General features: G+C 45.8%; 10 protein-coding genes. 8 read left to right on the top strand and 2 right to left on the bottom strand.

The genetic code is table 11. The annotated features are described in order from the left end of the window. Positions 1–38: 38 nt before the first annotated feature. A complete protein-coding gene (locus G6N79_RS15735; protein WP_103906155.1) occupies positions 39–1133 on the bottom strand; it encodes a DUF3667 domain-containing protein in 1095 nt (364 codons plus the stop codon). Positions 1134–1400: 267 nt separating this feature from the next. Here G6N79_RS15735 and G6N79_RS15730 point away from each other — a divergent pair, with 267 nt between their 5' ends. The 5 genes from G6N79_RS15730 (at position 1401) to G6N79_RS15710 (ending at position 5392) form a co-directional block, all read left to right on the top strand. Beyond that, positions 1401–2276: a PstS family phosphate ABC transporter substrate-binding protein gene (locus G6N79_RS15730; protein WP_103906154.1), complete on the top strand. Its 876-nt coding sequence runs from the start codon at positions 1401–1403 to the stop codon at positions 2274–2276. Further along, on the top strand, positions 2266–3156 hold the full coding sequence (gene pstC / locus G6N79_RS15725; protein ID WP_103906153.1) for a phosphate ABC transporter permease subunit PstC: 891 nt from the start codon (positions 2266–2268) through the stop codon (positions 3154–3156). Before G6N79_RS15730 ends, pstC begins: the two co-directional genes overlap by 11 nt. Next, entirely contained in the window at positions 3146–4003 is an 858-nt protein-coding gene (gene pstA, locus G6N79_RS15720; RefSeq protein WP_103906152.1) for a phosphate ABC transporter permease PstA, read from the top strand. The genes pstC and pstA overlap by 11 nt, the downstream gene beginning before the upstream one ends. Further along, a complete protein-coding gene (pstB, locus tag G6N79_RS15715; RefSeq protein WP_103906151.1) occupies positions 3993–4739 on the top strand; it encodes a phosphate ABC transporter ATP-binding protein PstB in 747 nt (248 codons plus the stop codon). The genes pstA and pstB overlap by 11 nt, the downstream gene beginning before the upstream one ends. A 206-nt stretch (positions 4740–4945) precedes the next feature. Then, positions 4946–5392: a hypothetical protein gene (locus G6N79_RS15710; protein WP_103906150.1), complete on the top strand. Its 447-nt coding sequence runs from the start codon at positions 4946–4948 to the stop codon at positions 5390–5392. 61 nt (positions 5393–5453) lie between these two features. On the opposite strand, the gene G6N79_RS15705 is transcribed toward G6N79_RS15710, so the two are convergent. After that, entirely contained in the window at positions 5454–6140 is a 687-nt protein-coding gene (locus G6N79_RS15705; RefSeq protein ID WP_103906149.1) for an arylesterase, read from the bottom strand. A gap of 40 nt (positions 6141–6180) precedes the next feature. Here G6N79_RS15705 and G6N79_RS15700 point away from each other — a divergent pair, with 40 nt between their 5' ends. The 3 genes from G6N79_RS15700 to G6N79_RS15690 all read left to right on the top strand — a co-directional run bounded on the left by G6N79_RS15700 (position 6181) and on the right by G6N79_RS15690 (position 12499). Beyond that, positions 6181–6852 (top strand): ABC transporter ATP-binding protein, encoded by a 672-nt coding sequence (locus G6N79_RS15700; RefSeq protein WP_200818782.1) that lies wholly within the window; start codon positions 6181–6183, stop codon positions 6850–6852. Next, the gene (locus G6N79_RS15695) at positions 6849–9380 is read left to right on the top strand and encodes an ABC transporter permease (RefSeq protein WP_103906147.1); all 2532 of its coding nucleotides are present in this window, start codon (positions 6849–6851) and stop codon (positions 9378–9380) included. The genes G6N79_RS15700 and G6N79_RS15695 overlap by 4 nt, the downstream gene beginning before the upstream one ends. A gap of 851 nt (positions 9381–10231) precedes the next feature. After that, on the top strand, positions 10232–12499 hold the full coding sequence (locus G6N79_RS15690; protein WP_103906146.1) for an alpha/beta hydrolase family protein: 2268 nt from the start codon (positions 10232–10234) through the stop codon (positions 12497–12499). Positions 12500–12501 lie beyond the last annotated feature (2 nt).

Below are 12501 nucleotides of genomic sequence, written 5' to 3'. Positions count from 1 at the left end.
AGGAAATCCTTGGGCGGCTTTGTTATGTTTTTGTTAGGTTAGTGAATCAACAGGATGCTAATTCCCGTCAATAGGAGTAGGGTAATGCCGAAAGCAAACGTATTGAACAGAAACACCAAGAGGCCGATAAATAGGCTGCTTCTTTTTCTTGTAGCATAGAACCTATGGTGTGCAATAAAGAAGTAGATTGCCGAATAGATCAATGCAATGGTATAGATCCACGTACTGAGGTGATTGAACCAGACCTGGCCCGATAGCGAGGATTCCAGGAAGTTCATCAAAATAAAGAAAATGGCAACAATCAATAGGAAGGAAAAGTAGTGCAGTGTAAATACACCATGCTCATAGTACCACCATTTCTTTTTGTTATGGAACAGCCAAAGGATAAAGGCGAAAACGGGCAGGTAAAAGAATAAGGCCTTCGGGAAGGTATGCATAAATACAGTAATAAAACCTTTTGCAATTTCTTGTGTGGTTTTTCCATGTCCTTTCAATTCAAAGAATTTATTCGCATAGGGCCTGAGGATCTTTCCGATAAAGGAATTTTCAGCACGCACCAGGGAGTCATATTCGGCGATATTGCGTGTGCCATAGATAGTTCCCGCACGCGCCCCCTCGTCTTCGGTCATGCCGAGCAGACCATCTGCTAGCTGCTTTCCCTTTTTATTGCCTATGGTTTTGATGAGAAAGGCTGAATCTTCAGCTGTCAGATCCGGGTCCTTTAAAGCGCGGTTCAGGATAGAATCCTGCAGGTTGATTGTTTTTTCATTCCTATCCACAACAGCGTGCTCGCCATGGCTGCTGTCACCGCCGGTATTGACCGACATAAAGGACGCCAGAAAGAACGTAACAAAGGAAATAAAGATATACAGTTTGACAGGAGGGACATATCCCTGTCGCTTTCCAGATAGGTAAATCTTGGTCAATTTGCCCGGAGAGAATAGCAGATAGCGCATCGTCTTCCAAAACTGACCATCGTAATGGGTAAAATCTTCAAAAAAATGGGTGAAAAGGTAATGGAAGGGTTGTCTCGGCTCTGTATTCTCCTGACCGCAATGCGGACAGAAATGCTCGTTGACAGTGTGACCGCAATTGAGGCAAGTCTTGTCCTCACGTAATTTCCCGTGGCTCATAAATAGTTAGTATTTTTTGCAAATTATTATTTTTTTAGAATATGTAAAAGAACAATATGCCGTTCCAGCCTATTACATAGTCGGGGTCTACATCGGGACAAAAAAGTTACAAGGGGAAGATTTTATTGTGATTCAGCTAATTTCATTCTAATACTTAACATCGGCTTAATCTGATTATTACAATTTATTTACATAATTCCTGAATTCGACAGATTAGGTAATCTTGAGTTAACAATTTGTTAATTTCTAATTTTCAATTTTGCAGGGATGAGAATACGACTTAATCAAATCATTCCTTGCGCGGGTTTGCTCGGGGTTTTCTTCCTCGCTTCCTGCAGCAGTGGGGCCAGCTCCATTAAGATGAAGGGTTCGGATACGGAGGTAAATTTAGCCGTAAATTTAGCTGAGAATTTTACGAAAGTTGATCCAACCTTCAGCATTGCTATTTCTGGTGGTGGATCCGGTTTAGGGATCACTTCCCTCATGAATGGACAAGCAGATATCGCCAATTCTTCCAGACCGCTTTCGGATGAGGAAGTAAAACAGTTCAAGGATAAGGATATAGAAATCAAGACTGTTGTATTCGCTGAGGATGCGACCGCATTTATCGTGCACAAAGATCTGCCCTTGGAGGAGATCGACGTGGAGACGCTCGGTAAAATTCTTTCCGGTGAAATTCGCGATTGGGAATCCATTACAGGTAAAGCTATGCCCATCAACATCTACGGAAGACAGAGCAGTTCCGGTACCCATTCCTTCGTCAAGAAAAAGCTAAAGATCGAGTTCTCCAATACCGCAAAAGAAATGACCGGAAATGCACAGATTATCGAAGGTGTCAAAGCCGATAAAACGGGCGTCGGTTATGTCGGTGCAGGGTATGTGGCGCACGATCCATCAGCTTCCCAGAACGTGAAAATCTTGAGAATAGCGCCGAAAAAAGGGGAGGTAGCCATCTCTCCAATGGACCAATCGGCAATCAATGCAGGTACCTATTTTTTTCAAAGACCATTGTATCAATTTATCCTAGCTGAGTCCTGGGAAAAGGTGCGCAAGTTTATCAACTATGAGCGAAGCCCTGCCGGTAGACAGCAGATTGAGGATCATGGATATTACATCTTAGAAAACCAAACAAATGAAATATAGAGCACGCTTATCCTTGGACGTATTCTTCAAGTACGTTTTCAAGGCGACAGGGTTCCTGGTACTTGCCCTATTGGGTGGTATCCTAGCCATGTTAGTTTACAATTCCTTTTCATTCTTCATGGATGTAAGACCTTTGGATTTCATTACCGGTATGGAATGGAACCCAACGGCAAAGAATCCACAATATGGAATGTTGCCATTGATTTTAAGTACCACCATTGTGACCTTCGGTGCTATGGTGATCGCGATCCCGCTAGGGATTGGAACAGCCGCATTCATTGCTGAATATGCTAGCCCACGGTTAAAGAATATATTGAAGCCTACCATTGAGATGCTGGCGGCTATCCCTTCCGTAGTTATCGGATTCTTGGGAATCGTAGTCGTTAGTCCGGGTATTGCGAGTATCGCAGACCTATCCAATGGCTTGAATGCCCTGAACGGGGCAATCTTGTTGGCTGTTATGGCGCTTCCGACCATCATCACCGTTGCGGAGGACGCCATCCATGCGGTGCCGAAAACCTATAAGGAAGCCAGTTATGGCGTGGGAGCCACCAAATGGCAGACCCTCCGGAAGGTGATCATACCTGCGGCCGCTCCGGGTATTATTGCTGCAGTGATGTTGGGGGTCGGACGGGCGATCGGAGAAACGATGACCGTATTGATGGCCACAGGTAATGCCGCCATCATGCCGAGCAGCATGTTCGATTCTGTAAAGACCATGACAGCGACCATCGCCATCGAAATGGGTGAGGTACCTTATCAAACGACACATTACTTTGCCCTGTACGCCATCGCGACAGTGCTGTTTATCATGACCCTGGCAGCGAATATGTTGGGTGAATATTTTATTAACCGATTTAGAAAATATCATGCTGCGTAGAACCAATAAATTATCCAGTGTAGTAGAATGGGGTACTTTATTGATCAGTACCTTGTTGGTTTGTTTCTTCTTGGTCGTTGTGATCTGGGAAATTGTTTCCAAGGGTGCCGGCCAATTGTCGTGGGAATTTGTCACGAAAGTCCCTACGGACGGCATGACCAAAGGGGGGATTATCACACCCATTATCGGGACCGTATTGCTGACCTTGATCACCGCCCTGTTCGCCATCCCTTTTGGCGTGGCCTGTGCCATCTACCTGCAAGAATATGCAGAGGACAACTGGTTGACCAGAACCATCCGGGCATCCATCCGGAATCTATCCGGTGTTCCTTCCATCATCTATGGTCTATTTGGATTGGCCCTATTTGTACAGGCCCTGCAGTTCGGGACCTCCCTGATCGCTGCCGGCCTTACCTTAGGCCTCCTGTCCTTGCCCTATATCATCACCACGACGGAAGAAGCCCTGATGCGGATACCCAACAGTACCCGCGAAGCTGCCCTAGCGGTAGGTGCAACAAAATTCGAAACCATTAAAGATGTCGTGATCCCTTCGGCCATGTCGGGCATATTGACCGGGGTCGTCCTGACGCTTTCCCGCGCTGCCGGTGAAACCGCACCGATCCTGTTTACGGGCGCTGCATTCTATATCAACGGTACCAGCGGCTACATCAATCAGGAATTCATGGCGCTGCCATACCACCTATATATGCTCTCTACCCAGCACCAATCGATCGATGAAGTTCGCCCGATTGCATATGGTACGGCATTGGTATTAATCATTGTGGTTTTTCTATTGAATCTGACCGCATTTTATATTCGTTATAAGTACAGAAAGAATGAAAACTAAGCTATCTACAGAAAATCTAAATATTAGTTTCGGGACAAAGCATGTCCTGAAAGATATCAATGTGCAGTTCGCAGAGAATGAGATCACCGCTTTGATCGGTCCATCAGGTTGCGGTAAGAGTACCTTATTGCGTTCCTTCAACCGCATGCACGACCTTTCTCCTGATGCGAAGATCACTGGAAACTTGCGTTTGGAAGAATTGGACCTCTATTCCCGTACCGTTCCCGTAACGGAAATCAGGAAGCGTATCGGTATGGTATTCCAGAAAGCCAACCCTTTTCCAAAGAGTATCTACGATAATATCGCGTACGGCTTGAAAATCAACAACCTGCCGCACGATAAATCCGTTATTGAGAAGGCCCTGCGTGAAGCTTTCCTTTGGGAAGAGGTGAAAGGGGATCTGAAGATGCCGGCAACACGGTTATCCGGTGGTCAGCAGCAACGCTTATGTATTGCGAGAGCCGTGGCCCTGCGCCCTGAGGTTATCTTAATGGATGAACCTTGTTCCGCTCTGGACCCTGTAAGTACTTTGAAGATCGAGGAATTGATTTCCCACCTGAAAGAGAAGTATACCATTGTCATCGTAACACACAACATGCAGCAAGCGCAGCGTATTGCCGATAAAACGGTATTTATGTATTTGGGAGAAGTGAAAGAGGAAGGACCAACACGCCAGATTTTCTCCAACCCGGTAAATGAGATGACTGCAAACTATATCCAAGGTCAGTTCGGATAAGCAATCCACAATAAAACGTATAGGAAACTGCTCAAGAGATTGAGCAGTTTTTTTATTGCCCTATGTGAATGGTTATGGTTTTCGTACCAAAAACTTGGGTTGAAAATTTGTAAAAACCTTTAACAAAAATTTTTGTTATATTTATGATGACCAATCATTATAGTTAATATAATAATGTTATATTTAATTATCAAAACAAATAAGTTATGAAATCATTTGTATTATTCAGTTTGGGCGCCTTGCTATTCGCAAGCTGTGGCCTAAAAGGTTCTGGTGAAGCTGAGAAACAGCCTTCGCTGATGACGGTTGAATTTAAGGGCGAGGCAGACTCTGGTATTACCAACCCGAAAGGAAAGATGAAATTATTTGCTGTGCCCGAAAATGTGGCCGATGTGGAAGCTACCTTATTGGATGAAGTAGACTTCGAAGCCGCTACCATTCCGTTCTCTGTAGAATTTAACATTCCTGTGGACCATACCTCCCTGATCAAACCTGCCATCAATGAAGGGGATAAGGTGAAATATTATGTGGCCATGGATTGGGATTCCAACGGGGATGGAAAAGTGGATTCCACCGATGTGCTGATCGACTTTGATAGGCAATTTCCGAATGTCGATGTGACGCAACTGCATCAGGAAGTGTTCCTGAAATAAGCTAAAGAATAAAGGGGATACGCAGCGTATCCCCTTTATTCTTTTTTAGCGATCTGCTCGCTTACAATATACCTTGCAGATGTTTCCATACATTCTCAGCCAGGATGACCTGACCCTCTTTGGTCGGATGTACGGCATCCGATTGATTTAAGGCTGTTATTCCCGCCACGCGGTCCAAAAGGAATGGAACCAAGGTCATATTCTCTTCTTTGGCTACCTTCGGAAAGATTGCCGAGAAATCATTGAAGTATTTTTCTCCCATGCTCGGAGGGACCATCATGCCGGCGAGCACCATTTTGCAATCGGGATACGCTTTGCGTACTTTCTCCACAATGGCTTTGAGGTTTTTAGTAGTTGTTTCGGTGGAGATGCCCCGAAGACCATCGTTCGCGCCCAGCTCCAGAACAAAGACATCAACAGGGTCTTTTAGGATCCAATCGATCCGATCCAAACCACCTGCCGTGGTCTCACCGCTCAATCCAGCATTAACGCAGGTATAAGGAAGATTTAAGGAGTCTATTTTCTGCTGAATAAGGTTCGGAAAGGCCAAATCCTTGGAATCCAGACCATAACCAGCAGTAAGGCTGTTTCCGAAAAAAAGAATACGTTTATTCTTCTCCACCTTGGGCTGTTCGATAGCACTGGTGTCGGCTGTATTTTCTGCCCGGCTATTACTGCCGGTCGAATTGCAAGATATAAGTAAAAAAAAGCTTAAAACTGCATATAGTAGGACGTTCTTGTGATTCATGTAGCTAATTTAATTAAAAATTATCTATAAATTTAGTTCCATGACATCAACTATGATATTGCGTGTAGCGCACGTTTTCAAACATTACCTTATCGGCGACAAACAACTTCCCATCCTTCAGGATATCAATTTTGAGATCGAGGAGGGGTCCACGGTATCCATTGTTGGCCCTTCTGGTAGTGGGAAAACCACCCTATTGGGACTCTGCGCGGGCTTGGATAAAGCCTCTGAAGGCGATATCATCCTGAATGGCATCAACCTGACGGGGTTGAGCGAAGATAAATTGGCCGCCATCCGAAATGAGCATGTGGGTTTTGTGTTCCAGAATTTCCAGTTGCTGCCGACATTGACAGCCCTGGAAAATGTGCTGGTTCCCATGGAATTGCGGGGCATGAAAAATAAACAAACTGAAGCCATGGCCCTGCTGGAGCGGGTAGGCCTTGGAAAACGCGCTGACCATTACCCTTCCCAATTATCGGGCGGGGAGCAGCAACGGGTTTCCCTAGCGCGGGCCTTCGCGAATAAACCCAAGATCCTTTTTGCCGATGAACCGACCGGGAATTTGGATGCCGAAACCAGTGTCATCATTGAGGATATGCTGTTCCAACTGAATACCGAATCCGGAACGACCTTGGTCATTGTGACACACGACATGGACCTGGCGGCTAAGACCCAGAAGATCATTCCAATCAAGGGAGGACGTGTACAATGAATTGGAAATGGATCTTTTTGATGGCCTGGCGGGACAGCCGCAAGAATAGAGGCCGACTCTTTTTATTTATATCGTCCATAATTTTGGGTATTGCGGCGCTGGTCGCCATGAATACCTTCAATACCAACCTGCAGAAAGATATAGACCTGCAGGCTGCCGGGTTGATCGGAGCGGACCTGCACCTGGAGACCGGTAAGGAACCGACCAAGGAAGCCCTAGCGTTTATCGATTCCATGAAGGCGATCAGTGTTGGCTATGCTCAAGAGGAACGTTTTGTTTCCATGGTCCGCTTCCCGAAAGCCGATGGCTCCCGGTTGGTGCAGGTGCGCGCCTTAACGGGACCCTATCCTTTTTATGGGGAAATCGAGACCAAACCAACCGACGGATTTTCTATGTTCGGAAAGCAAAAAGGGGTTTTTGTCGAGAATTCCCTGATGTTGCAGTTCAATGCGCAGGTAAAGGATAGTGTCCAGTTGGGAAACAACGGATACCCCATACTCGGCAATATTCTTTCCCAGCCGGGTTCCACCTCGTTTGCCGGTGCGATGGCCCCGACCATCTATGTGCCACTTGAGCAATTGGAAAATTCCGGACTGCGGCAGCAGGGAAGCCGGATTGAACATCATTTTTATTTTAAATTGCCTCCGGGATATCCCATCGATCAACGTTTGAAAGCATGGGAGAAGCGCATTGAACTGACGCAATTGAGGTCGTCGACCATTCAGACGACCAAAGAAAATACAGGCCGATCGTTTGCCGATCTGGCCAGTTTCATGGAACTCGTGGGATTTGTTGCGCTCCTGCTCGGCTGTATCGGTGTTTCCTCGGCGGTACAAATCTATGTCCGGGAGAAGTTGCTGTCCGTGGCCGTTCTGCGCTGTATCGGTGCCACCGCCAAACAGGCCTTCTTTATTTTCCTGATTCAGTTTGCCGGAATCGGCCTATTGGGCGGGTTTATCGGCGCCATTTTAGGGTCGCTCATCCAGTTTTTGATCCCTTTGGTCCTTCAGGACGTGCTCCCAGTCGCCATCACGACAGGGATATCGTGGTTTGCTATCGTGGAAGGTATGGTCTTGGGCGTCATCATTGCCGTGCTGTTTGCGCTGCTGCCGCTATTGGCCGTACGTAATATTTCGCCGTTGAATTCTTTGCGGATAACCGATAAGGAAGAAAGCCTGTTCAAAGATCCATTGAAATGGTGGATCTACCTGTTGATCATAGGTTTTATAACCCTGTTTGCACGACTGCAGATGGACAACTGGATCCAGACCATCGTGTTTGTATTCGGTGTGGGCATTACCTTCCTGCTGTTGTACGGTGTGGCGAAACTATTTACGGGGCTGGTCCGTCGGTTCTTTCCCAAAGGATGGAATTACCTGTGGCGGCAGGGACTATCGAACCTGTACCGCCCGAATAACCAGACCAGTATCCTGATCGTTTCGATAGGATTGGGGACGGCATTGATTACAACCATGTTCTTGGTCCAGGATCTATTGATCAATCGTGTGAAGCTTTCTTCAGAGCAGAATCAAGCCAATATGTTGCTATTCGATATTCAGCCATCCCAAAAGGATTCCCTAGAGAGCTTGGCTCAACAGGCAGGATATCCCATTATGGAGTCCGTTCCGATTGTCACGATGCAGCTGGAGAAGATCAATGGCCGTGGGCTGGAAGAGACGGTTGCCGACACGAGTGCCGATGCATCAACACGTGCTTTCCGTGGAGAAATCCGAGCGACCTACCGAGACAGTTTGACTATCGCTGAAAAACTGACTGATGGGGAATGGGTACCGGAAGTCGGTCCTAGCGACACTGCGGCGGTATCCTTGGATAAAAGTTACGCCGAAAACCTCAAGGCAAAGGTCGGCGATATCCTGATTTTCAATGTACAGGGGTTAGACGTACCGGCGAAGGTCAGTAGTATCCGGGAAGTGGATTGGAATCGCTTTCAATCCAACTTTAGGGTTGTTTTCGCGAAGGGTACCATCGATAAAGCACCCCAGTTTTATGTCATGATGACCAAAGTGCCTACGGAAACGGAATCCTCCAAATTCCAGCAGCAGGTGGTCAATGGTTTTCCCAATGTTTCCGTCATCGATATGAATACGGTACTGCAGATCCTGCAGCAGATTCTGGATAAGATCGGTTTTGTCATCCAGTTCATGGGCGGCTTCAGTATCCTGACAGGAATCATTGTATTAATCTCTTCTGTGCGCATATCCAAATATCAACGGATTAGGGAAAATGTGCTGTTGCGGACCTTGGGTGCAAGCAAGCATCAAATCTATATGATCACCATCAGTGAGTATTTATTCCTTGGCTTATTATCGGCCTTAACGGGAATTATATTGGCGATTTTGGCAAGTTTTCTGCTCGCCTATTTTGTTTTTGAGGTGACGTTTGTAGTGCCAATTGCCACAATCATTTTGATACTGCTGGCTATTGTTATAGCGACCGTTGTGATCGGGATGTTAAACAGCCTGTCGGTATTGAACCGATCACCATTGGAAGCTTTGCGCAGGGATTAAAAATATCGTCCCGCTCCACATCCGGGCACTCATGAATACAGACCATGTGTACCTGGATATTGATGTGGAATAGGAACTGATTTCAGGTGGTTTCGGATCGGCACCACTTAAACGTTTAAGATTCCGTTAGATGCTGGAATATTTAGTATATTGAGCCAAGCAATCACAATAATCGCACTTCTTTAGACAAATTGAAGGTTCTTCATTTATTCCACTTTTTTTCTGCAATTTCCGCAAGCTGACCACGCTGTCACTATGTGATTTTTCTACATGATTTACGTATACCATGACGAATATCGTTTTTCAGCCGATCGGTGAAATCGCTGTGGAGCACATGTAGACCTTGTTCGAGGTGCATCCGTGGTGCGAGCGCATTGTAATCGGGGTGGAAGCGTGTCTATAGACACGGTCTCACCACGGTCTCAGTACGCTCTCACCTCGGACGCACCTCAGACAAGGTCCAGGCTGAAATTTGAAGGTTAAACAGTTAATTTTGTGTTAAGATATTGATTGTGAGTGTGTTATTGTTGTTTTATAGGTAAAGAGAAAACTAAGGATTAAACGTTTATAAGGTACCTTTGCTAGGCAGATTAGTGGCAAGACGTGCGCCGGTGTTTTTCGAATGTGGGTGCTGACAAAAAATATTTTTTACGAAAGGAGAGAAGTACGTTTTTTAAGCTATATACATGTGCCAAAGCAGACCTCATTCATCGCAGCAACACCAATGGGATCGCTAGGATTATTTTATTTTAATCTATATGAAATAATTTTTCCTATTCATGGTTTTTAATTAGTATTATTGCTGTAACAAATTGATTATGAATACGACTAATCTATAAACTTAATCTTGTATGAAACAGCACATCTTACTCACTGTATTTGTATTTTTGGGGATGATTACCGCAGAAGCTCAAATTACAGGAGATTGGAAGGGCGAGATCGACGCCCAAGGACAGAAATTGGAAATGGTATTCCACCTTGCCGAAAAGGACGGTGGTTTATCAGCGACGTTGGACATTCCCGCTCAAGGTGCGTCCGGTCTGCCGATGTCAACCGCTAAATTTGAAAATAACAAACTCACACTTGGTCTGGATCAGGCTGGATTTACCTACGAGGGCGAATTGAAGGGGGAAACGATTGAAGGGACCTTCAAACAAATGGGTATGGAAATGCCATTGCAGCTGAAGAAAACCAAGATCAGCAAGCCTGGGGATCCTTCCTTGGTATCCACCGATGCCGAATTGGAAAAATTGATCGCATTGGGTGCCGGCAACTATACCTACAAGGTCGAAGACTACTTTGCCAAGCCGAAATCTTCTGGATTCCAACTGTCGCCAAATGGCAAGTATATCTCCTACAGGGAGAAGGATGCCAATAATAAGCGCCATGTGATGGTGAAAGAAGTGGCAACGGGAAAAGTAGTTCGTGCAATTGAAGAAAAGGATGAACTGATCCGTGGTATGGGTTGGGTAAATGATGAGCGGTTGGTGTATGTGATGGATCAGGGTGGAAATGAAAATTATCACCTGTATGCCGTGAATATCGACGGTACCAAGAGTATTGACCTGACACCATTCGATGGCGTGCAAGCGAGCATCCTGAACATGCTGAAAGAACAGAAAGATTTCATTATTATCCAAATGAACAAGGATAATAAACAGATCTTCGAGCCCTATAAGGTGAATATCCATACGGGCGAAATGGAGAAACTGTATACGAATACCGACCCGGAGAATGCCATTGTTGGCTATGAGTTCGATAAGGATGGTAATTTGAGAGGATATGCGAAAATGCTTAACGGTATCCAGACCCAGTTCTTTTACAAGCAACAGGGAAAACCTGATTTTGACCTGTTCGGAACGACTAATTGGTATGATACATTTTCGATCCTGTCCTTCAATTACGCCTCCAAGAATCCGGATGAGGCATACGTACTCACCAACCTGGATTCGGATAAAGCTAGAATCGTGCTTTACGATCTAGGTCAAAAGAAGATCATTAAGGAAATCTATTCGAATGCCGATTACGATGCAACGATCCTGGGCTTGTCGCGTAAGCGCAATTGGGAAATTGATTATGTAGGTTATGAAGGTGAGCGCGTGGAGATCGAGCCGAAAAGTAGCACATTCAAGGGGATCTATGCGCAGTTCAAGAAAGAATTTCCGAACTATGAATACTCCATTGTCGGTAAGACGGACAATGAGGACCAATACTTGGTGATGGTGCAGAGCGATAGACTATATGGAAAGTACTATCACTTGGATGCCGTCAACAACAAAGTAACGCTATTGTATGACCTGATGCCACAGTTGAAGGAAGAGGATATGGCGGAAATGCGCCCAATCACTTTCAAATCCAGGGATGGGTTGACCTTACATGGCTACATTACGTTGCCGAAGGCCGCTGTGGAAGGAAAGAAAGTGCCATTGATCGTGAACCCGCATGGCGGTCCGCAGGGTGTGCGGGATAGTTGGGGTTTCAATCCGGAGACACAACTGTTTGCGAGCCATGGCTATGCAACCCTGCAGGTGAACTTCCGCGTGTCCGGAGGTTACGGCAAGGACTTCCTGAAAGCAGGATTCAAGGAAATCGGCCGCAAAGCAATGGACGATGTGGAAGATGGTGTGCAATATGCTATCGAGCAAGGCTGGGCAGATAAGGATAATATCGCCATTTACGGTGGTTCCCACGGCGGATATGCTGTATTGCGGGGATTGACCAAAACACCGGACCTGTATAAGGCTGGTGTGGATTACGTAGGTGTGTCCAATATCTTTACCCTATTGAACTCCATCCCTGAATACTGGAAACCTTATCGCGAGATGCTCTATCAAATCTGGTACGATCCGGATAATGCAGAAGAGGCCGCAATCGCCAAAGAGGTGTCGCCATTGTTCCATGTGGATAAGATCAAAGCGCCTCTATTCGTGGTACAGGGAGCAAACGACCCACGCGTAAAGATTGCCGAAGCAGACCAGATCGTCAAAGCACTACGTGATAAAGGAGTCGATGTGCCTTACATGGTGAAATACGATGAGGGGCATGGTTTTGGAAAAGAAGAAAATCAGATCCAGTTTTACAAAGCAATGATGGGCTTCTTCCATAAGCACTTGAACTAACG

Origin of the sequence: Sphingobacterium lactis (genome assembly GCF_011046555.1) — a bacterium.
GTDB classification, from domain to species: Bacteria; Bacteroidota; Bacteroidia; order Sphingobacteriales; family Sphingobacteriaceae; genus Sphingobacterium; species Sphingobacterium lactis.
This window is presented reverse-complemented; position numbering and strand designations above follow the sequence as displayed.